The sequence below is a fragment of the Clostridium manihotivorum genome, from assembly GCF_004015185.1.
GTDB classification, from domain to species: Bacteria; Bacillota; Clostridia; order Clostridiales; family Clostridiaceae; genus Clostridium_AR; species Clostridium_AR manihotivorum.
Genome location: NZ_CP025746.1, coordinates 3,512,198 through 3,533,337, shown reverse-complemented (window position 1 = coordinate 3,533,337; position 21,140 = coordinate 3,512,198). Strand labels below are relative to the sequence as shown.

Annotated in this window: 23 protein-coding genes and 1 pseudogene; 22 read left to right on the top strand and 2 right to left on the bottom strand. The window is 31.1% G+C overall.

Features of this window, described 5'->3' with window-relative positions:
• Window positions 1-98: 98 nt before the first annotated feature.
• The 17 genes and pseudogenes from C1I91_RS16050 to C1I91_RS15970 all read left to right on the top strand — a co-directional run bounded on the left by C1I91_RS16050 (window position 99) and on the right by C1I91_RS15970 (window position 15,965).
• Window positions 99-2,498 (top strand): valine--tRNA ligase, encoded by a 2,400-nt coding sequence (locus C1I91_RS16050; RefSeq protein WP_128213765.1) that lies wholly within the window; start codon window positions 99-101, stop codon window positions 2,496-2,498.
• Between the two features lie 131 nt (window positions 2,499-2,629).
• Window positions 2,630-3,196, top strand: a complete 567-nt coding sequence (locus C1I91_RS16045) for a sigma-70 family RNA polymerase sigma factor (protein ID WP_128213764.1) — start codon at window positions 2,630-2,632, stop codon at window positions 3,194-3,196.
• Between the two features lie 3 nt (window positions 3,197-3,199).
• Window positions 3,200-4,147, top strand: coding sequence for a DUF4179 domain-containing protein (locus C1I91_RS16040; protein ID WP_128213763.1), 948 nt, complete (start codon window positions 3,200-3,202; stop codon window positions 4,145-4,147).
• Between the two features lie 230 nt (window positions 4,148-4,377).
• On the top strand, window positions 4,378-5,109 hold the full coding sequence (locus tag C1I91_RS16035; RefSeq protein ID WP_128213762.1) for a Fic family protein: 732 nt from the start codon (window positions 4,378-4,380) through the stop codon (window positions 5,107-5,109).
• Between the two features lie 189 nt (window positions 5,110-5,298).
• Window positions 5,299-5,493: a hypothetical protein gene (locus C1I91_RS28990; RefSeq protein WP_128213761.1), complete on the top strand. Its 195-nt coding sequence runs from the start codon at window positions 5,299-5,301 to the stop codon at window positions 5,491-5,493.
• 661 nt (window positions 5,494-6,154) lie between these two features.
• Window positions 6,155-6,313 (top strand): hypothetical protein, encoded by a 159-nt coding sequence (locus tag C1I91_RS16025; RefSeq protein WP_238475800.1) that lies wholly within the window; start codon window positions 6,155-6,157, stop codon window positions 6,311-6,313.
• Window positions 6,314-6,442: 129 nt separating this feature from the next.
• Window positions 6,443-7,174 carry an HAD family hydrolase gene (locus C1I91_RS16020; protein WP_128213760.1) on the top strand — a complete coding sequence of 244 codons (732 nt, stop codon included), beginning with the start codon at window positions 6,443-6,445 and terminating at the stop codon, window positions 7,172-7,174.
• Between the two features lie 410 nt (window positions 7,175-7,584).
• Window positions 7,585-8,280 (top strand): class I SAM-dependent methyltransferase, encoded by a 696-nt coding sequence (locus tag C1I91_RS16015; RefSeq protein WP_238475799.1) that lies wholly within the window; start codon window positions 7,585-7,587, stop codon window positions 8,278-8,280.
• Window positions 8,281-8,943: 663 nt separating this feature from the next.
• A complete protein-coding gene (locus C1I91_RS28240) occupies window positions 8,944-9,099 on the top strand; it encodes a hypothetical protein (RefSeq protein ID WP_164880558.1) in 156 nt (51 codons plus the stop codon).
• Between the two features lie 23 nt (window positions 9,100-9,122).
• Window positions 9,123-10,352 carry a group II intron reverse transcriptase/maturase gene (ltrA, locus tag C1I91_RS16005; RefSeq protein ID WP_128213759.1) on the top strand — a complete coding sequence of 410 codons (1,230 nt, stop codon included), beginning with the start codon at window positions 9,123-9,125 and terminating at the stop codon, window positions 10,350-10,352.
• 244 nt (window positions 10,353-10,596) lie between these two features.
• Entirely contained in the window at window positions 10,597-11,361 is a 765-nt protein-coding gene (locus C1I91_RS16000) for a phage replisome organizer N-terminal domain-containing protein (RefSeq protein WP_128213758.1), read from the top strand.
• Between the two features lie 267 nt (window positions 11,362-11,628).
• Entirely contained in the window at window positions 11,629-12,636 is a 1,008-nt protein-coding gene (locus C1I91_RS15995) for a DUF2628 domain-containing protein (RefSeq protein ID WP_128213757.1), read from the top strand.
• Window positions 12,637-13,147: 511 nt separating this feature from the next.
• A complete protein-coding gene (locus C1I91_RS15990) occupies window positions 13,148-13,636 on the top strand; it encodes an NUDIX domain-containing protein (RefSeq protein ID WP_128213756.1) in 489 nt (162 codons plus the stop codon).
• Window positions 13,637-13,706: 70 nt separating this feature from the next.
• Window positions 13,707-14,177: an NUDIX domain-containing protein gene (locus C1I91_RS28985; RefSeq protein WP_338032556.1), complete on the top strand. Its 471-nt coding sequence runs from the start codon at window positions 13,707-13,709 to the stop codon at window positions 14,175-14,177.
• A pseudogene (locus C1I91_RS15980) lies at window positions 14,156-14,302 on the top strand (IS1595 family transposase); the annotation flags it as partial. The gene C1I91_RS28985 and the pseudogene C1I91_RS15980, both read left to right, overlap by 22 nt.
• 202 nt (window positions 14,303-14,504) lie before the next feature.
• Entirely contained in the window at window positions 14,505-15,224 is a 720-nt protein-coding gene (locus tag C1I91_RS15975; RefSeq protein ID WP_128213755.1) for a metallophosphoesterase family protein, read from the top strand.
• Between the two features lie 312 nt (window positions 15,225-15,536).
• Window positions 15,537-15,965, top strand: a complete 429-nt coding sequence (locus C1I91_RS15970) for an NUDIX hydrolase (protein WP_128213754.1) — start codon at window positions 15,537-15,539, stop codon at window positions 15,963-15,965.
• 149 nt (window positions 15,966-16,114) lie between these two features.
• Here C1I91_RS15970 and C1I91_RS15965 read toward each other — a convergent pair whose 3' ends face one another.
• Both C1I91_RS15965 and C1I91_RS29790 read right to left on the bottom strand, forming a co-directional pair.
• The gene (locus C1I91_RS15965; protein ID WP_128213753.1) at window positions 16,115-17,119 is read right to left on the bottom strand and encodes a phosphotransferase enzyme family protein; all 1,005 of its coding nucleotides are present in this window, start codon (window positions 17,117-17,119) and stop codon (window positions 16,115-16,117) included.
• A gap of 133 nt (window positions 17,120-17,252) precedes the next feature.
• Complete coding sequence (locus C1I91_RS29790; protein ID WP_420808478.1) at window positions 17,253-17,729, bottom strand: DUF3267 domain-containing protein; 477 nt, start codon at window positions 17,727-17,729, stop codon at window positions 17,253-17,255.
• 484 nt (window positions 17,730-18,213) lie between these two features.
• Here C1I91_RS29790 and C1I91_RS15955 point away from each other — a divergent pair, with 484 nt between their 5' ends.
• The 5 genes from C1I91_RS15955 (at window position 18,214) to C1I91_RS15935 (ending at window position 21,130) form a co-directional block, all read left to right on the top strand.
• Window positions 18,214-18,606, top strand: a complete 393-nt coding sequence (locus C1I91_RS15955) for a GNAT family N-acetyltransferase (protein WP_128213751.1) — start codon at window positions 18,214-18,216, stop codon at window positions 18,604-18,606.
• A 217-nt stretch (window positions 18,607-18,823) separates the two neighbouring features.
• Window positions 18,824-19,321: a hypothetical protein gene (locus C1I91_RS15950; RefSeq protein WP_128213750.1), complete on the top strand. Its 498-nt coding sequence runs from the start codon at window positions 18,824-18,826 to the stop codon at window positions 19,319-19,321.
• Between the two features lie 102 nt (window positions 19,322-19,423).
• On the top strand, window positions 19,424-19,816 hold the full coding sequence (locus C1I91_RS15945; RefSeq protein WP_128213749.1) for a cytidine deaminase family protein: 393 nt from the start codon (window positions 19,424-19,426) through the stop codon (window positions 19,814-19,816).
• Between the two features lie 183 nt (window positions 19,817-19,999).
• Window positions 20,000-20,296: a hypothetical protein gene (locus tag C1I91_RS15940; protein WP_128213748.1), complete on the top strand. Its 297-nt coding sequence runs from the start codon at window positions 20,000-20,002 to the stop codon at window positions 20,294-20,296.
• A 141-nt stretch (window positions 20,297-20,437) separates the two neighbouring features.
• Window positions 20,438-21,130, top strand: coding sequence for a GNAT family N-acetyltransferase (locus tag C1I91_RS15935; RefSeq protein ID WP_128213747.1), 693 nt, complete (start codon window positions 20,438-20,440; stop codon window positions 21,128-21,130).
• The last annotated feature ends 10 nt before the right edge of the window (window positions 21,131-21,140 follow it).

Sequence of the window (21,140 nt, the reverse complement as noted above, 5' to 3'; positions counted from 1 at the left end):
AGTTGGTATAAGCAGAACACTAAATGCTGATATTAGCAAAACTTTATTTTTCTTCTAATTGCGCAGTTAGAAAGAAAGCAAAATAGGAGGTATTAATAATGTTAAGTAAAAAATATAACCCAAGTGAGTTTGAGCTAAAATGGCAAGAATATTGGTATAAAAATGATATATATAAATATGACTATGAAAGTGATAAGGAGACTTTTTCAATAGATACCCCTCCACCAACTATAAGTGGAAGTCTTCACATAGGACACATATTTTCCTATACCCAGGCTGAGATTATAGCTAGGTTTCATAGGATGCAGGGCAAAAATGTATTTTATCCCTTTGGCTTTGACGACAATGGCCTTCCAACAGAAAGACTTGTAGAAAAAGAAGAGAATACTAGAGCTGCAACTATGCCAAGAAGTGAGTTCATTGAAAGGTGCCTTTTAACAACTAAAAAATACGAAGAAGACTTCAAGAAGCTTTGGATGGCAATGGGGTTCAGTGTAGACTGGAGTCTTCAATATGAAACAATTAATCCTAGGGTAAGGAGGCTTTCTCAAAAGGCATTTTTAGATATGGCTAAGTGTGGTAAGGCATATATTAAGGAATCACCTGTTTTATGGTGTACAACTTGCCAGACTTCTATAGCACAGGCTGAACTTGACAGTGCAGACAAGGAAACCACCTTTAATTATATACCTTTTACTGTAGATGGTGATGAATTAATAGTTGCAACCACAAGACCGGAACTATTATATGGATGTGTATGTTTATTTATAAACCCTGAAGATAAAAGATATTTAAACTATTTAGGGAAAAAGTCTTTGGTTCCTCTGTACAACTATGAAATACCAATTCTTGCAGATGAAAAGGTTAGCTTGGATAAAGGAACAGGCGTAGTAATGTGTGCCACCTTCGGAGATATAACAGATACAGAATGGTATGAAAAGCACAAGTTACCCTTCAGAAAAGTTATAGAAAGTAATGGCAGAATATCAGATAAGGTTCCCTTTATTAGTGATCTCACAGTTTTTACTGCAAGAGAGAAAATAATAGAGCTTCTAAAGGAGAACAATCTTTTAAGAAAAAGCGAAGTTATAGCTCATACGGTTTCAACTCATGAAAGATGTGGTAAACCAATAGAGATAATACCTTCAAAGCAGTGGTATATAGATATTTTAAGTGAAAGAGAAAGATACCTACAAGCGGCAGATGAGATTAACTGGTATCCAGCCTCTATGAAAAATAGGTATGTATTATGGGTAGAAAATCTAAAATGGGATTGGTGTATTTCAAGACAAAGATACTTTGGAATACCATTTCCGCTTTGGTATTGTAGTAAATGCGGGAAAGTTATATTTGCAAAGGATGAGGAGCTCCCAATAAATCCAATGGAAGCAAACCCTTCAGAAGCATGTAGCTGCGGCAGCACAGAATTTATACCTGAAACAGCAGTATTAGACACTTGGGCAACATCCTCGCTTTCACCACTTGTAAATTCAAAATATGGTAGTGAGGAGGATTTTAGCGATAAACTTATACCAATGGGAATGAGAACACAAGCACATGAGATAATAAGAACCTGGGCATTTTATACCATTGTAAGAAGTCTATTTCATACTGGGAAGCTTCCATGGAAAGATATAATGATCTGTGGATTCGTTTTAGCTAAGAAGGGTGAAAAAATAAGCAAGTCAAAGAACAATGCGTCATCCTCACCAAGAGAGCTAATAGAAAGACATTCAGCAGATTCACTTAGATACTGGGCTGCAGGAGCAAAGCTAGGAACTGATACCATGTTTTCTGAAGAGGAGCTTAAAATTTCAAAAAGGTTTTTAACTAAACTTTGGAACGCCGCAAGTTTTTGTATCATGCAGTTACAGGACTTTGATGGAAATAAGCCAAAGGAGCTACTACCAATTGATCAATGGATTATAGAGAAAATTAAGGTGTTAGAAGCTGATGCAGTAGAAAATTTAAACCATTATGAGATAGGCCTTGCAAAGCATGATATAGATGAGTTCTTCTGGAGTGATTTTTGTGATAATTATCTCGAAATAGTTAAAGACAGACTATATAAACCAGAGATACATGGAAAAGAAGAAAGATTATCAGGGCAGTATACAATTTATACAGTACTCTTGGAGATCCTGAAACTATATTCCATATATGTTCCTCATATTACAGAAGAAATTTATCAAGCATATTATAAAGACTTTGAAAAACAGATATCAATCCATAAAATGCTGTGGAATATGAAAGCAGAGCATAACAATGAAGCTATATTAAACTTTGGAGAAAGCATAAAACAAATAATCGGTGAGGTAAGAAGATATAAGTCAGAAAGAAATCAATCGCTTAAGGAGAAAATTAATACTTTAATAATCCATATTCCAATAGAACAACTACAGTATTTAGAGAAAACCTTGAATGATATTAAGTCCTGCACCTGGGCTGAGGAAGTTCAATTAAATTTATGTGACAGCTGTGGTATTGAGATAATATGAGGTTATAAGGTAAATGAAGTACAACTATACAATAATAAAAGTTAAAACTAGTGCAACTTTTAGATATCCTTGTAAGTCTAATATATGAATTCGAAGACAATACGTATTGCAAATAAGATAGGAGGAAGTCAATGGAAGGCATTCAAGCTAGTAAAATAAATAGAATCAAAACTGATAACATAGTGACTTCAGATGATAACCTAGTAGAAAGTGCAATAAAAGGCAGTAAGGAGGCTTTTGAGTCAATAATAGATGATTACAAGGAATATTTATATAAAACAGCTTATTTATATGTAAAAAATCAGCATGAAGCATCAGATATATATCAGGAAACAGTTTATAAAGCATTTATAAGTATTCATAAGTTAAAGAAGCCTGAATATTTTAAGACTTGGATAACTAGGATTCTAATTAATAACATTAAGGATAGCTTTCATAAAAGTAATAAGGTTGTTCTTATGGAAGATAATCAATACATTATGAATGATAATGACCATGCCAACATATTAGCCAATATTGATTTGTATAAGGCTCTAGATAGTTTGAATGTTAAGCACAAAACTGCAATAATCCTAAGATATATGCAAGATATGTCTATAAGAGATGTTGCAAGAGTTATGGGATGTTCAGAAAATACAGTTAAATCATATATTCATAGAGCACTAAAATCTTTAAAAGTTAATTTATTGGAGGAATAAACAATGAATAGTTTAGATGGTATAAAACTTCCAGATGATATTGATATATTGACTGAAAATGCTGTTAAAAGAGGAGAGAAATACAAAGAAGATAAAAAGAGATACAAAAAAAAGTTTGCGATAGCGGCTTCGATTTGTTTAGTTACAACTATTAGTATCACTTCCATATGTGTAGGAGCCAAATCTATTGAATACTCTGGAAATATTTTCAGTGAGTTAAAACAACTTATAGGAATAAGAGGCAATTATAAAGAAAATAAAAGCATTAATAAGACTATTACAGACAAGGATGTTAGTTTGACTTTACAAGAAGTTCTTTGCGATGAATATGGGGTTTATGTATCCTTTGTCGTAAAAAGTAAAGAAGCATTTGTTAATACTAAGGATACTCAACTTTTAATATATGATGAATATGCGAAAACTAGTTTTAACAAAGGTAATTTGGATAATGGCGGAAAGGCAGGGCTTGAAGGTAAGTTTATTGATAATAAGACGTTTATTGGAGTTGAAAGTTATCTTTTTAAAAACTTAAATGGAAATGTACCTAAGAACTTTAATTTAGGCATAACTATAGGTGCACTATCCTTGAATGGTACAGAAGATAATAATATCGTAAGAGGAAACTGGAAGTTCTCTGTGCCTGTTACCTTAAATGGAGAAGGAGTTAAAGTTATAACTCCGTCAATAAGACATGGAGATATTGTATTAAAGAAAGTAACGCTGAGTAAACTTAATACATTTATTGAGATGGAAATGCCATTGAATTCGACAAAACAAAAAGTAGATCTATATACAGATAAGGGAGTTAATATAGATAGTATTTCAACCGAATTTAATGAAAGTGATGGCAAAGTAATTGTAAAACAAAGATTTAATGGTGTACCAGATGATGTGAATAAGTTGATAGTAAATTTTGAAGATAGTAAGAGTATAGAAGTTAGTATTAATTAGTTTACTTATTTTATAGTCTATCAAAGTTAAATATATCCAATAGCGAAATATTAGAAAACCTTATGTCTTGATCTAATAAGGTTCATGATAATTCGAAAATTAACTAAATGAAATAAATTAATCCTAGTAAATAATATACACCTTTTGTAAGAACAGCTTTTTATTTTATATTATATGTGCAATAATATATCTATAATATATTAGGATAGGATTGTATAGGGGTGAAATTTATGTTTAAGCAAATAGATGAGAAAAAGAGATTACTTGATAGCAAAAGACCTTTAAATAGTGCAGCATTAGAAAACTTAAAGAAATATTTTGATGTTGAGCTCACTTATAATTCTAATGCAATAGAAGGCAATACCCTTACAATAACTGAAACTAAGGTTATATTAGAAGATGGACTTACAATAGGCAAGGGTAAGAGCCTGAGAGAACACTTGGAGGTTATTAATCATAAAGAAGCTATTGATTATGTTGATGATATTATAAGTAAAAATTTAGATATATCGGAAAGAGTTATTAGAGATCTACATTATATAATACTAAAAAGTATCGATAATAAAAATGCCGGAGAGTATAGAAAAACTAATGTACTTATTAGTGGTAGTAAGCATATACCTGTTGAACATTTTTTAGTCAAGGAAAGAATGATAGAATTGGTTGATTGGTATAATGCCAATAAGGAAAAGAAACATCCGATTGAAATAGCTGCAGAATTTCATTTTAAGTTTGTATATATTCACCCTTTTATTGATGGAAATGGAAGAACAGCAAGACTTCTGATGAATATAATTTTGATGAGAAGTGGGTATCCAATATCAGTAGTGAGGACTGAGGATAGGGATAGATATATGAAAGCCTTAGAAGTAGCTAGTACTGAAGGTAGGGTGGATGACTTTATTGAAATAATTGCAGAAGCTGTAGACAGAAGTTTAGATATGTATCTATATGTACTATAAGGATAGGGACATGGGGACGGAGCTAATGTCCCACTTCAAACGGTGAATATTATGATAAAGCAAAGAGGTTGAAGCTTTAAAACTAAAAAACTATGCTTAAATTAGTTTAGCATAGTTTTTTAGTTTGTTATTGCTATTCATAAAAGAGTGCAGGAAGTTAAAAATGATATTTCAGTGGAGGTAGAATTTATGACTTTATTAGAGAGAGATAGAGAAAAAATTGAAGAGGGAAGAGAAGAAGGTAGAAATGAAGCAATAAAAGAACTGATATTGAAACAGTATAATAAAGGACTTGCTATAGAATATATAGCAGAGCTAAACGAAATCGATATTGAATTTGTAAGAAATGTAATAACAAAAAATATAACTAGAGCTAATAATTAATATTGTTCTACTAACTTTTGAGAATTATCTTATGATATAAATTAAATAAAAATAAAAAAAGAAAGACTATACGGTTTCGTGCATAAAGGTATAGCCTTTCTTTTTTTATGTGAAAACTATAATTACATGAGACAAAGGTAGAATATGTATTTAAATTTGATATAGTCTCAAGGTCTTTGTCATCATATAGAGTTAAATTTAAAACACACAAAGTGGTTTTTATAATAATGAGAAATCTATTTATATCTATCGGATAAACTCCAACAATAAATATATGGATTTTATTATAAAATAACTGGCGAAGATGGGATATATTGAAAGTAATATTTTATGGTCATCATTATGAATTATTAAATCAATATCAATTCCTACTTTTCGTAGCAAACTCAAAAAGTGGATGGATAGATTTACTGGGGTTGTAACCAAGTACCTTGCTAACTATATGTACTGGTTTAAGTGGCTACAGTTATTTAATACAGAAAAAGATAGCGTAAAATGCAAACATTTATTGGTGCAATCACGTACATATCATTATGATATAAAGCTAAAGGATTTTAAAACCAGGGAATCAATTTATATGAAATTGTGCTAAATACTTGAAATATGTATTGATATTCTGTATTCTTGAATAATAATACGAATTTATGGGGGTGTTTAAAGTTTGTTAATTAAATTTTCTGAGAAAGATAATATATTTGATTCTAAACCATCCATTGATGATGAAGTACAGTTTAATTTGTTACAGTTAATAAGAGAAAGTAAATCGCCATCTTTGTTTACAAATAAAAATAAAAGTATAATAATTGGGCAGTTTATATAATTATTAGGAAATAATCTTATTTGTACAGAGAAAGGTATAAAAGTATATGATAACATTAGATAATATGTCTACTAAGGGGATGGGCTTACCAAGTTAGCTTACTACAGGGTAATTTATAGGAGTATTATTATGAGAAAAAAGCCTAAAATTATTTTTTTCGATTGGGGTAATACTCTGGTTGTTAATGTTAAAGATAAAATGCATAGTCAAAATTGCGGATTTCAGGCTGTACTTGATATGGCGATTAGAAATGATAATAATATAACCTCCTCCATGTTAGTAGATGAGTATTGTACATATAAAAGAGAGATTCATATGGATACTAGAGAAGCTATACTGAACTCATCTATTGAGATACCATTTTCAGTTACCTTACGATATTTACTTGAGAAGAATGGCGTACTGCTTAGTATTTCCTATATTGAAGCTGCAGAATTATTTTGGAAACATTGCAACTTATATAAAGCTACTGAGGGAGTACAAGAGTTTTTGGGCTTTTTAAGTGAGAAAAATATAAGAACTGCTGTCATTACCAATAATCTGTTTCAAGACACAATAATTAAAGATAGATTAGATGAAATTCTTCCATATAATAATATGGAGTTTATTATATCAAGTGCTGACTATGGAGTTGCTAAGCCAAAACCTCATCTGTTTAATATTGCTTTGAAGAAAGCTGGAATTTCTTCAGTAGAAGCATGGCATATTGGAGATGATGTTATCTGTGATCTGCAAGGAGCTAGTGCAGCAGGTATATATCCTATATGGTACAAGCGTTATTATAGTGAGAGTGATTTACCAAGTAAAGAGATGATACATTTTAAGGCCGAAAACTGGCAGGATATAAAAAATATTTTATAGTGATAATTAGTGTTTTTATAAATGTGCTACTTAAAATTAAAATGAAAAATTAAACGTTATGTATCTAAGTAATGATTTCAAGTTCAGTGTTCGTGGTAAGATTAGATAAGAAAAAATCATATTAACCATGATTAGTATGTGTTATCTTTGGAGGTTATAGTATGGTTGAATTTAGGTTTGCTGAAATAGATGATCTGAATTCTGTTAAAGAATAGTATTGAAAATCAAAAGGATCTATATACTTAATTATCCGTATTTGGTATAATAAACTAAAGATGCAATTGTAGGATAATGCGAACTACAGATTGTTTATATTTTGAGAGGTGGTGGTGGTATGAGTGAAAGCGATATTACTGGCATTAGTGATATTATGACGATTATAAATCTAAAAGTGATAAGGAGCTGCTTTTATGAGTTACAACCCCGAAATCCCAAAAAACAAATATGATAATTATGGAGACCGTGAATGGACTCGTCTTGAAAAAGATGGACATGGAGAACTTCTTTACCAGGTGCATTATGATATATTGAAGCGTTATATCAACCATAATGACAAGGTTTTAGAAATAGGTGCTGGTTCTGGACGATACACAAAAGATATTGTGAAGCTGTGCAAGGAACTAACGGTAGGAGATATATCTTCACATCAGATAGAATTTAATAAATCGAAAATGAAGGAACTTTCATTGTTTGATAAAATCAAGAGGTTTTGTGTATTAGATGTGCTTGATATGGGGATTTTTGAAGATTCCTCTTTTGATTGTATCGTTTGTATTGGCGGAGTAATTAACTATCTTTTAGATAAGGAAAAAGACGGAATAAATGAAATGTTAAGAGTTCTAAAGCCAGGTGGAACATTGATTGTAGGTGCTATGAGTTTTATCGGTGCATCACTATATTATTTAGATGGCATTAGGTACGAAAAAGACCAATTTGGACTTGAAGCTACAAAGTGGGTATTTAACACAGGTATTCAGGATGAAGAGCACTATCCTGTACCAAGTAAGCATTATGTCCATATGATGAGAAGTTCAGAAATGGATGAGCTATTTGCTGATTTTCCTGTTACTATAAAAGAGCGAAGTTCGGCTGGTTTATTTACATAAGCTGGCGATTCTGCATTAGAAAATGCTAGGCAAGATAAAGAATTTTGGAAACTTATTGTAGAAAAAGAACTTGCTTTCACTAAACTGCAAGGAACACTGGATTGTGGAATGAATATAATTTATGTGTTAGAAAAAAATAAGTAACAGTGGTAGGTTGTAAGCATAATCTCCAGTAAACTTAATATACAATATTCTTATATGACCCATAAAAGGCAATCCACAAAGATTGCCTTTTATTTTTGTGTGCCCAGCATGGGCAACAACTTGGCGGTGAAAGTCCGCTGTGGGCTTGGTAGTGGGAACCACTAGCTAAGGGCAAGGGTGTCCATCGTGAGGTGGAATCTGAAGGAAGCCTAAGGCAAAATCTCGGTCTGAGGGATACGAACTACATATAAGGCTTACTAGGGACGGACGAGTTTGCAAAACAAAACAAAGTCCTACACTATCCCAAATTTCTAGGAGTAAATGTAGCAGATATATGAGATGAAGGTTGTTGTTCTTACCTGGGGAGGTCTGATAGATACATTGCTGATAAGATGAATTTCTAAAGCGATAACCTACATAGTGATATGTAATTGAACTATCAGAAGTCAGCAGAAGTCATAGTAACTCCGCTAATCGCGATAGCGGATGAAGGACTGAACTTTAAGGAGGTTTTCAAGTTTGAAAGTTTCGCAGAGTACTCAAAGATTGCAGAAAACTAAATATTTAGGCTCTAGTGCCCAAGATAGAGTGGAACTCGAAGATAAGCAAAGAGTGCATAGAGAATTCTCGGCAACTCAAAGGAGAAAATCAGTGGATTTGAATATGGCTCACTAGAAAGGATATTATACAAGGATAATATGAACTTGGCTCTTAAAAGAGTAATATCTAATAAAGGTAGCCATGGCGTGGACGGAATGACAGTTTATGAACTTAAACAATTTCTGAAAACAAACTGGGTATCTATTAGAGAGAGTATTCTTAATGGTGAGTATAGACCAATGCCAGTTAGAAGAGTAGAAATACCAAAACCTAATGGTGGTACTAGACTCTTAGGTATACCTACAGTTTTGGATAGACTTATCCAACAAGCTATTGCTCAAGAATTAAATAGTATCTATGATAGAAGATTTTCTGAAAGTAGCTTTGGTTTCCGCCCTCAAAGAGGTGCTAAAGACGCAATTAAGAAAGCAGAGCAATATATCAATGATGGCTATAGGTGGGTTGTTGATATGGACTTAGAGAAATTCTTTGATAAGGTTAACCATGATATCTTAATGTATAAATTATCAAGAAGCATTAAGGATAAGAGAGTATTATCCCTAATAAGGAAATACCTTCAGTCAGGAATAATGATAAATGGTGTAGTGGTAAGAAATGAAGAAGGAACTCCACAAGGAGGACCGTTGAGTCCATTGTTATCTAACATAATGCTAGATGAACTAGATAAAGAGTTAGAAATGAGAGGTCATAAATTCTGTCGCTACATGGACGACTGTAATATCTATGTTAAAAGTGAGAGAGCAGGTAAAAGAGTCATGGAGAACATAACTGCTTTTATTGAAGGCAAGCTCAAACTTAAAGTAAATAGACAGAAGAGTGCAGTAGATAGACCTTGGAGAAGAAAATTTCTAGGATTTACATTAAACCTAATGTATGGAAAAGCATATGCATCTATATCAAAGCAATCACTGAGTCGACATAAAGATAAAATCAAAGAGATACTATCTAGGTCAAAACCGATGACTTTGGAACAAAGAATAGAGAAGCTTAACTTAATTAATGTTGGGTGGATTAACTATTATGGAATAGCCAAATGCAAAGGAATAGTAGAACACATAGATATTTGGATAAGGCAAAGATTAAGAATGTGTATATGGAAACAGTGGAAGAAAGTTAGAACTAGATATAAAAACCTTAAGAAGCTGGGACTTGAACACTATCAAGCTATAAAGTTTGCCAATACCCGTAAAGGATACTGGCGAGTAGCAAATAGTGCGATTTTAAACACAACTCTTACAAATCAATTCTTCTCGGACATAGGATTGAAAAGCCTAGTGCGTCAATATATTAAAATTCAATCAACTTAAGGAACCGCCGTGTACCAGACCGGTACGCACGGTGGTGTGAGAGGACGCTGAATAAAATAATTATTCAGCTCCTACTCGATTACATTATTTTTATATATCTCCTATACAATATGATTTAGATATCTAAAGGAATTATAAAAAATTTTATTAATAATTTCCCAAATCTCACCTTACTAAAGCATATATATTAACTGAAAGATAAAATAAGTTATCTGTGAAATAAAAAGTAAGGGGAATGAGATATATGAGAGAAAGAAAATATGTGAAATTTAGAGTTGATATGTATGAGGATACTAAATTTAAGATAATTGATATGAAGCCAGAAAGAGATGTTATTCACTACATATGGAATAGACTTGTAATGCTAGCAGGTAAGGTTAATTTAGAGGGTGAGCTGTTTCTTTCAAAGAACATCCCCTATACAGTAGAGACCTTAGCAATAGAGTTTAATAGGGACAGTGGTCAAGTTAAACTGGCATTAGAATTGTTTATAGAGCTAGAAATGATGGAGTTCGCTGATGGAAATGTATATAGGGTGAAAAATTTCGCCAAGCATCAAAATATTAAGGTCAAAGAAAAAGAAATAGGTAAGAGTGAAAATCATGATATGAAAAACAATGATATTCAAATTAATCAGGACTCAATTGACAAGGTAGAAAATACTAAAGATGATTTGAAAACTGACCAAGACACGGATAAAGCAATAAGAAATGGTGGACAGGCTACCGAAGATGATATAAAAACCACTAATACTAAGGTTGTTTTAACAGATGGCAGTGAAGCTGATGAAAGTGATAAGAATAATTTAGTAGAATACAACCCTAAGACCTTTGAAATAAAAAACAGGAGAGGTGGTAGGAAAAAGAAGAAGGATCCTACTTTGAATATTGAAACCACTGAGGAAATAATTTCAGAAGATGGAATTAGAGATGATATGACAAATGTAATTGAAGGAACAGCTCCTTTAGAAAATAGGGATAAAGTTGTTTCAGAATGGTCCTTTGGGTGATGTGCAACCAGACAAATAAGTAGAAAAGTATTTTGGTTTAATGGTGAAAAAGAAAATATTTGGTATAAACATACAAAGTTTAATTGATATATTCGAAATATATGGTAAAATATTGAACCGTAGTGTATAATTAGGATGCAATTGCATATAACTTGACTAAAATTTGTAGAATAATAAAGAATAAAGCCTATAAAAACTGGTTAATAAAAATAGCTGAACTTGCAAATGGTATTAAGAAATTATAAAAATGTTATGAGGTGATATGCTATGTACTGCAATAATTGCGGTAATGAAATTACGGAAGGTAATAGTATTTGTTATAACTGTGGAGAGCAAGTTTGGGATATACCAGTTATAAGCAGTGATTCGAATAGGTATGATATTTTTTCAGATGGTATTACAAGTGAAGAATTAGGGCTATTCGTTGGAAATAAAAGATATAAATATTGTAATGAAAAATGGTCAAAGTTTAGGAAACCTGGCAATAGCTCCAGTATAGGCTGGAACTGGTCCGCTTTATTTTGTGCAACCTTGTGGTTAATGTATAGAAAGATGTATTTATACGGGATTGGTATTTGGATTTTATTGGGAGTTATAATACAATTGCTTCCAGATCAATACACACTACCATTGAACATAGCAGTATCCTTATTATTAGCGCTGTTTAGTGATAAATTGTATTATGAGCATTCAAAAAGGAAGATTATTGCAATTAAAAACAACAGCAAGTATTCGAACAAACAGCAAGTGATAAGCAAAAAAGGCGGCACAAGTTTAGGAGTCCTTATTATTTGTATCATAATATATTTGGGATCAATTAGTGCTATTGTTATTGCTGCGTTTTCCAATCAAGCTTATCTCAATAAATATGGAAGTAATATGTTCTTTAAAGCATCAAGCAGTGAAACTGACATAAAGAGCACTTCCGATAAGTTTCTCACAGCATTTTTAGGAAATGACTTTAAAGGTACAATGGAATATAGTTTTCTTGAAAATTCAGATGAGCAAAAAAACAAAGAGTATTTCGATAGTTTAAGTAGAACCATAGCAGCAGCTACTAATTTAGATCAACAATCTAATGGACAAGCCTATAATTTGTATTACAAGGTAGAAAATATTCAGATTATAGATAAGGAGAAGGCTATGGTTAAATACTCATTGAGATCTGATGTACAAAAAGAAGCAAGAATGTATAATATGGATCTAGTTAAAAAAGATGGAGTTTGGAAAGTAAACTTCCTTACATTCGGAACCAGCTTTATGGGTATAAGCTGATATAGAAGTATTCTGTAAACAGCAATGTTAGCTACTATTTAGTAGCATAAAGAGCTATAATGTTATCGATTTTTTATTTAAAACGAATATAGAAGTATCTCGTGAAATAAGTTAGTAATTCTTAAGTTTAATATTACTTGCTTATTTCTTTTTTTATTGTCTTAGAGTAAATCATACATAGATAGAGAGAATATATTATGATACAATTTAAGAAGAAAAATATTGATGTAATTACATTATTAGTAAGGTTGTTATGTTTAAGTTTATCTATTATAATGTCAATGCTGTAAAAATAGTTAAGTAAGTTCTGAACTAGAGTATGTGCTTTTATATTAAAAAGAAGTTGATGGAAAGGGTGAAATTAAATAGGAATTACTAAGTTGCTTATTAAAAGTAGTATTGTTTAAAGGCTTAGTTAATTACTATTTTAATATCCTTAGCTTCAGCCTCAGTAATTTTTTTGATCACTGTATTAATAAAAGTATTAACTTATATGAAAGGTTGATTGAAGATGATACATGTAAATGCAAGAGCGATTATTGAAAGGTGTTGCAACAATAAAACGGAAGTTGTTATACAAACAAGAAATAAACCAGGCCAAGAAAAACTAGAGTTGCCAGGTGGACGAGTAAATGAATTTGAAGCACTAACAGATGCATTAAAGCGAGAAGTACTTGAAGAGACTGGCCTTGAAGTTATAGAGATAGAAGGACAAGAAAACAGAGTAGATACAAGTGATATGGGTTATGACTTTTCTATGGAATGTTTAAGGCCTTTTGCAGTGTATCAAACTATGAAAGGCCCAGTAGATTCAATGGGAGCCTATTTTAGATGCAAAGTAACTGGAGAAATACAAGAAGAAGGCGACTGCACTTTAAATGTTAGATGGATTGATATTAAAGAGTTGGATGCTTTGGTTAAGAATAATAAGGAACTGTTTTCAGATATTGATATTGCTAGATTAATATTTTATCTGAAGGAAAAAAGAAATCAGTGTTAGTAGGCTATATGTATTGTTAATCTATTATTAAACATTCAATAATGAAAGAATATGTTTTAGAGGTGTATAAATGGAGAAAAGACAGAGAGTACAAGCTATTGTGATTCAGGACAATAAAGTATTGTTCGGTGCTGGAATGGTAAATGAAAAAGAGTACAGGCACTTTTTTATAGGTGGCGGAGTTGAAAAAGGTGAAACTCCAGAAGAAGCCATTGTCCGTGAGGTAAAAGAAGAGACAGGTTGTAAAGGAACTATAATATTCAAATTTACAAATGAATATAAAGAAAATCATCATACTTTCTTAGTTGACATAGGAAATCAAGTTGTATCGCTAGGCTATGATCCAGAACCTGAAGAATTAGATAAGGAGCAGCATCTGAGAGCACTTCAAAAATTACAGTTTATACCTCTAAGTGAACCTAATAGTTTTAGTTTAATAGATATAGAATATTTTAAAATTCTATTAAAGGAACTTAATAATAGAAATTACTTTCCAGAATGGTTTGAAGAACTGAAAAAAATGCTTTACACAGTAAGTTAAAGAAATGGATGAAAGACTTTAATGGAGTAGCAACAAAATATCTATCAAATTACCTCTATTGGTTTAAATGGCTACAGTTCTTTAATGAGGATAAAGAAATTATTAAAAGCAAAAAATTTTTATAGGTATCCAACTTCAACTATTAATTTATATATGCCCGATAATCCCCAGAAGCCGGTATTATCGAACATTTATAAATAAAGTTTCCGTAAAGGATACCTATAGTTCATAGCAACTCAAACTTTATAAAGATTAATATAGCTAATTTAAAGGCAAAACCACCAATACCAGTATGATTTTAAGGAAGGGAATATGAGGAGATAGTATATGAAGATAGGGATAATTACAGACGTTCATAATAACGTTATAGCATTAAATTCCATACTTAAATTGTTTGAAGAAAAAGAATGTGATGAAATATTATGTTGTGGCGATATTATTGGAATTGGACCATTTCCAGAAGAAACTGTTCAAAGAATAAAATCACTAACTAACATTAAATGTGTTTTAGGAAATCATGAAAAATATCTTATAAATGGAATAAAAAAACCTTACCCAGATGGTATGGATGAAACCGAAGCCTTACATCATGAATGGGAGCATAGTTTATTAAGTGATGATTCAAAACAATATATTAAACAATTACCATATATACTTCATTTAGATAGAGGAAACTTGAAGTTAGCAGTTGTTCATTATTCAATTAGTGAGGATAATAGATACATAAATTTTAAGCCTAATCCTGATATTACAGATTGTGAAAAAATGTTCTCAAATATTAACGCAGATATTATCCTGTATGGTCATGATCACAGGGGTTCTATTGTTTATGGAAATGATAAAATCTATATTAACTGTGGCTCGTTAGGATGTACCAGTACAAATGAAGGAATTGCACAGGGGGGGATATTAACGATAGACCAACAGAAACCTGCTTTTCAAAAAGTCTTTGCTGAATATGACCTGAAAAGAGTTTTAGAAGAAGTTGATTCTATTAAGTATCCAGCATATGAAGATATTAAGAAATTTTTTTACGGTGTTAAATAGGTCTATGTCTAAAGTTTGATTTAAATATTCATTACTAAAATATAAAATATGGGAAGTTGTTTGGCTTTTCAAAGTTTGTATCATAATATCAACATTAGCTTAAAACAAAGCCTTAATTATAAATTATTCAAAGAAAAGCTTATTCAAAGACAGACTGGTTGGAAGAAAACATGATTAATGATTTTGATTAGGCTATCTTTAAACTAGTTTATACTAATGAAAAAGTTGAATTTTTAAAGCATGTAAGTAGTAACAACATTTATTTAATACATACCTATAGGTAGATAAATATGTATGAGGAGGAGAATAGAAGTGCTAAAAGTTAATTTTTATGATTTAGGGACTATTGAAGATAGTCTACTGAAGTTTGCAGTAATTTCAACTAAACATAATGGCAAATGGGTATTTGTGAGACATAAAGAAAGATCAACTTGGGAGATACCAGGTGGACATAGAGAAGATTTTGAGGACATTAATGATACAGCTTCAAGAGAATTAGTTGAAGAAACTGGAGCTGAAAGCTATAAATTATATCCTATATGCATTTATTCTGTAGATAGAGCTGGAGAAGAGAGTTTTGGACAGCTTTTCTATGGTGAAGTAGAAAAGCTAGGACAGTTACCTGATTTAGAGATTGGAGAAGTAAGCCTATTTGATGAGATGCCAATTAATTTAACTTATCCTTTGATTCAGCCTTTTTTATTTGAGAGAAGCATTGAATTTCTGCATAGCAATTTATAGAAGTAATTCGTATATAGAATATTAGTATTTATTCAATTATATGATATATATATTGAATGAACTAATTAAGTAAGCATCATCATCCAATTGTAGAGGTTTAAATACAAAAGTAGATTACTCTAAGCAACAGTAAGCCTTTAGTATAGTACTTATAAATTTCTATACAACTCTTCAAAATTAATTTCAATAAAGGGCTTATCGTTGATAATTTCATTTCTTAGCCAGGTTAAGTATTCTACATGTGGGCTGTTTGCTTCCTTTGAAAACATAGCATTGAAAAATTTATATGAGCATATCCTGCGATACTTTAAGAATAAATCAAACTTATCAAGCCAAAAGCTTTCTAAAATATTCTTAGTTTTATACCCTCTTAGGAAAGCTGCCGCAAATTGCTTACCAAAGGTGTTCCTCAAATCCGCTTCTTTATAGGATATAGTTGAAATAACCTGAAACAACGTTACAGCTATGTCAATTGGATACCAGCTGCAGATACAATCATCAAAATCAAACACTTTTATTTTGTTGTCATGAAGAAAAAAATTTAAGTGGTGCAAGTCATTGTGAATTATACCATAGGAATCAACTGTTCTCGGAAGCTTTTCCAGTTGAGAAATTATATTATTCCATACCTGAAGTATTTCAGTATCATTAAGTATATTAAATTCTGGTGAAAATGCGAAGTCTTCATTCCATTGAAATTGCAGCCCCTCATACCTATTAAGCGTATACTCTTTGGAGGTTTTATGTATATCTCCCATGATTTCGCCTAACTTATAAAATAGATTATCATTCCATTCATGGAGGTTCTTTAGGTTTACAAGTCTTCCTTTAGCTTTTTCAAAAGCACATATTATGTACGAGTCGTCATTTATATTAATTACTTCGTATAAACTACCATTTGTAGTGGCAATAGGCTTTATAACTTCAACAATTTTGCTTGAGAGATATTCTGCCCAACCTAATTCGAAAATAATGTGTTTTTCCTTATTCTCACTGTATTCAGAGATCCTAGCTATAAGTGGATCATCTTCAGTTGAAAGCTCAAATACCATATTTGCTGAATTACCTAATAACTTCCTATTAGTGGTTTTTGCATTGTATAAGTTTTCTACCATTTCTAGTATTTCATTAATGTACTGCTCTGAAGTTCTCAAGATATATTTCACCTCTCTAAAATAAATTCACTTCTAATATATTTAAAAGAAGTCTACGAACAAGTAGGCTTCTCATTTGCACTTTGATATGGAATTCAGTAGTTTATTAACAAAACTAAGTATGAGGGGGTATTTATTTTTTTCGATAATATCCTCTGCAAAATAATGTATTATTTGGCTTAATTAATATCAAAATCGAATTAATTATATCAGAAGAGGCTATTATTAAGTTAACCCAAGCAATGAATAGCATAAAAGACTTTAAGTATCCAGTACTTACAAATATAGAAATAATAAACGGAACTAGTGATAATCCTATAATAGGTAATGTCATATAAAACCAGAATTCCATTTTTGATAATATAGCATTAGTGTTAATCCAAAAGAAAAGACCACTGTGGGTGAAGCTAATATTATCTTTTTTATATATTACAATAATGTGAAGTAGTTCATGTACGATAAAGATTAGTGCTATGACCACTACAGTATAAAATGATCGAATATAAAAAGTTATTAATGAATTGCCCTCGTAGACAACGAAAGTATTCGGTGTTTGTAACCTATTAAAATCACTCCCAAGTAAACCTGGTAATACATACACTACACCCATTAATAAATAAACAAAATACATGAAGTTTTTTCTAAACCAAGAGTTTGCAATAAATGGATTCCAGCTAGAAAAATCAATATCTTTATTCGGCAAATCTTTAAACCATAATATCATAACTGTTCCTTTCTATATAATGATATCTCTGTGTACCCATGGTACAGAGTTGAAGGCTTTTCTTAAATATTTTTATTAAAAGCTCTGTTATTTATAAAAAATGTATACTATTCAATTTTATGGGATAGTGTCTATATAAGAACTATACTAATTTCATATTATATATGTCAATACTTCTATCTAGAATATTTCTACTATTACAAGTTTAAAATTGGAAGTAAAAAATTCGCAACGCTTTCTCCATAATAAAATTTATCCAATTATAAGTATTTTTATGGAATAAATGTTATAATTATCGTGTAAATCGGTTGTATATAAGTACATACCTTTGAATTTGCGACAATATTATTATGGGGAGAAGTTTTATTACATGCGAATTGAACGAAATGCTAAAATTGATGTGAATGAATTAAATAACTTATTGAAATCCATAGGCTGGGGGCTAAACTCATCACAAAAACTAGAAGAGGCATTAAAACTGTCGTGGGGCTGGGTTACTGCAAGAGATGATGAAAATAGGCTTATTGGATTTGTACAGATACTTTCTGATGGAATTAAGCACGCTTATATACTTAGATTACTAGTTCATAACAAATATCAGGGCAAAGGGATTGGTACAAAGATTATGGAGAATTTAATGGAACTTCTCGAAGAAAACAATCTAAGTCCTGTATTACTTACTAAACCTTCAGAAGAAGGCTTTTATTCAAAATTTGGTCTATCAAGAAGCAACAAGGGGTTTATTTCATTATTTAAATGGTGATAATAGTTTAAAGGAGGCAATGGTTGTCTCCTTTATCTTTATATATCAAAAGGGAAGCAATGTATGTATAATTTACACGAGATATTTTAACTATGTATTTGCATACTGTATAATTAAATATAATAACAATTGTTAAATATTACAGTAGATGCAAGATAGAACGTTAGTTTTCGAAGAAATTTGAAGAAATCAAGGATTGTGGTAATGGGAGGACTAGGTGTATAAGACTTTAAATAAATTATATGCTCTATTTAGAATAATAGCGCTTTTTGGATTTGGAACGCCGCTTATGGGGCTGGCCAAAGGTAGGAGTGGAAGCGAAGCTCTTTTTAATTATAATAGAGCTATGTATTACAAAGTTTCATTGATTGGAATACTTATAGCAATACTATCCGTAGTTATCTGTATAGTGTTAAAAAAGAAAATTGACAGTATAGAATGTGAAATAAAAGCTCAACAGCCATATAATGCTCCAGTAGAAAAATATAAGTTAGGTAAAAGCAAGTACTTAGTTGTATTTAGTGTAGCTGGTAAAAAGTATGAACATCAATTTGAATCAATAGAAGTTAAAAAAGTTTATGATTTTAAGAAAGGTTCTTTTGTAAGGTATAGGACATATAAAGGAGAAGTTATTCCTGAAACATTTTATTTAGCAATTCCTAAGCATCATAAAGGTATTAAAAACAAGTGGGCTTATCTAAGCGAAAATCAATAGAGGAAACTATGTCAAATCATTATTATTTTAGACTATGTTAGCGTGCCCTGTTGAGATCAAGCAGTCATTCGATAATTAAATGAAAATTCAAGGAGAAGAGATATGGAACTAATATGGGAGAAGCTTTATAAAGAAGCAATGAAGGTAATAAATCCTCATGAGGTATCAAGCAAGATGTGGGTTGGAAGCGTTGCTTCAGCGGTATTAACTAAAAAAGGCAATATTTATACAGGTATATGTATTGATACCAATGGATCTTTAGGTATGTGCGCAGAGAGAAATGCCTTATCAACAATGCTCACTCATGGAGAAAATGAAGTTGATAAAGTAGTTTCTGTTTATAAGGACGGAAAGGTTATACCTTCTTGTGGTGCTTGCAGAGAATTTATGATGCACCTTGGAGAAAATGCTGAAAATATTGAGATACTTCTTGATAATGAAGGAAGGACAATAAGGTTAATAGAGTTGCTTCCAGAGTATCCAAGATATAAATAGCTATGTAGGCTATAATAAGTTTTTACGTGGAATTATGTGCAAAATGTTTATCCTGTGTGATATTTTTCAAAATATGTTATAATAAGTATTGTAAGAAAACTACAGCCAAATGAACCTCTAAGCAACGATAGTAACTTATAATTCGTAGCAATAATAAATTTAATGATAGTAAGGTGATAGTTTATGAAAAAGGAAAAAATAAAAATAGAGGAACAGGCAAAACTTTTATTAGATGAGTTTAATGAAGTATACGAACCTAAAAACAAAATTATTGATGACATTATATTGTATGGACAAAATGAATTGAGCAAAGGTAAAATTCCTCAAGTTGTTTTGAAACATGTAGTTGGTGGAGTTTATAGGGTAGTTTTTATTGATAAAGTTACTGTTGGTGATAGAGCTTATAAAGTATTGAAAGAGATGGATAAACTTTCAAGGTCAAATGGGTGGTTGCCTATTGGAACTATAAGTTTTTTCTAAAAGATATTAGTCCAGTTAAGAACATATTTCTTATATTGTGTATTATAGGTGGATAGTTCCATCTATAATTTTTTTAGGCTATATTTAAACATCTTATTAAAACATAGCTTTTTATTAAAAAAAGATAGATGGTGATAAAAGATGAAAGAGAAGGCAATTGAATATTTAATGCAAAATCCTATATTACATATTGGGATGATTGAGCCAATACGTAGGGGATCTGCAGATATATTGTATGCTGACTTTGATGGAGTATTGATAAAAGAGCTAAAAAGTAAGGCTTATATGATATCTGTTACAAGCTACGAAAAGGGCCAAGAATTATTGAATTTAATACCAAAATGCAGCCTTATAGCTGTGCATCAAAAATACATGGTGGAGTATATATTAAATAAATTTAAGTTGACTAAAAGATTTGAATGCTTTCAAACTGTTTATACTGGGAAAACTAAGCGTGAAATAAAAGAAGAATTAGAAGTAAAGCCGTTAGAGGAAAATCAAATAGAAGTTATCCTAGAACATTATGACAAACTGTCTATGGACGAAATTAAAGAGCTTTTAAGGAATAAAAGTCTATTTGGTGGATATAAAGAAGGTAATCTTATAGGATTTATAGGAACACATCTTGAAGGAAGCATGGGATTGCTGGAGATATTTCCTCAATACAGACGTTTAGGATATGGGGAAGTTCTTGAAAGTTATATGATAAACCTACTTATAGATAAAGGCTTGGTTCCATTTGCTCAAATTGAAGTTAATAATGAAAAATCTATTGGGTTGCAAAAGAAACTAGGATTTACTATTTCAGAGGATAGGTTATATTGGATATTTTAATATATTTGAT

What these genes read in the sequence shown, in the direction of transcription:
- C1I91_RS16050 (WP_128213765.1), top strand. Translation starts at nt 99, where the DNA reads ATGTTAAGTAAAAAATATAACCCAAGTGAGTTTGAGCTAAAATGGCAA.
- C1I91_RS16045 (WP_128213764.1), top strand. Translation starts at nt 2,630, where the DNA reads ATGGAAGGCATTCAAGCTAGTAAAATAAATAGAATCAAAACTGATAAC.
- C1I91_RS16040 (WP_128213763.1), top strand. Translation starts at nt 3,200, where the DNA reads ATGAATAGTTTAGATGGTATAAAACTTCCAGATGATATTGATATATTG.
- C1I91_RS16035 (WP_128213762.1), top strand. Translation starts at nt 4,378, where the DNA reads ATGTTTAAGCAAATAGATGAGAAAAAGAGATTACTTGATAGCAAAAGA.
- C1I91_RS28990 (WP_128213761.1), top strand. Translation starts at nt 5,299, where the DNA reads ATGACTTTATTAGAGAGAGATAGAGAAAAAATTGAAGAGGGAAGAGAA.
- C1I91_RS16020 (WP_128213760.1), top strand. Translation starts at nt 6,443, where the DNA reads ATGAGAAAAAAGCCTAAAATTATTTTTTTCGATTGGGGTAATACTCTG.
- C1I91_RS16015 (WP_238475799.1), top strand. Translation starts at nt 7,585, where the DNA reads ATGAGTTACAACCCCGAAATCCCAAAAAACAAATATGATAATTATGGA.
- ltrA (WP_128213759.1), top strand. Translation starts at nt 9,123, where the DNA reads ATGAACTTGGCTCTTAAAAGAGTAATATCTAATAAAGGTAGCCATGGC.
- C1I91_RS16000 (WP_128213758.1), top strand. Translation starts at nt 10,597, where the DNA reads ATGAGAGAAAGAAAATATGTGAAATTTAGAGTTGATATGTATGAGGAT.
- C1I91_RS15995 (WP_128213757.1), top strand. Translation starts at nt 11,629, where the DNA reads ATGTACTGCAATAATTGCGGTAATGAAATTACGGAAGGTAATAGTATT.
- C1I91_RS15990 (WP_128213756.1), top strand. Translation starts at nt 13,148, where the DNA reads ATGATACATGTAAATGCAAGAGCGATTATTGAAAGGTGTTGCAACAAT.
- C1I91_RS28985 (WP_338032556.1), top strand. Translation starts at nt 13,707, where the DNA reads ATGGAGAAAAGACAGAGAGTACAAGCTATTGTGATTCAGGACAATAAA.
- C1I91_RS15975 (WP_128213755.1), top strand. Translation starts at nt 14,505, where the DNA reads ATGAAGATAGGGATAATTACAGACGTTCATAATAACGTTATAGCATTA.
- C1I91_RS29790 (WP_420808478.1), bottom strand. Translation starts at nt 17,729, where the DNA reads ATGGGTGTAGTGTATGTATTACCAGGTTTACTTGGGAGTGATTTTAAT.
- C1I91_RS15955 (WP_128213751.1), top strand. Translation starts at nt 18,214, where the DNA reads ATGCGAATTGAACGAAATGCTAAAATTGATGTGAATGAATTAAATAAC.
- C1I91_RS15945 (WP_128213749.1), top strand. Translation starts at nt 19,424, where the DNA reads ATGGAACTAATATGGGAGAAGCTTTATAAAGAAGCAATGAAGGTAATA.
- C1I91_RS15940 (WP_128213748.1), top strand. Translation starts at nt 20,000, where the DNA reads ATGAAAAAGGAAAAAATAAAAATAGAGGAACAGGCAAAACTTTTATTA.
- C1I91_RS15935 (WP_128213747.1), top strand. Translation starts at nt 20,438, where the DNA reads ATGAAAGAGAAGGCAATTGAATATTTAATGCAAAATCCTATATTACAT.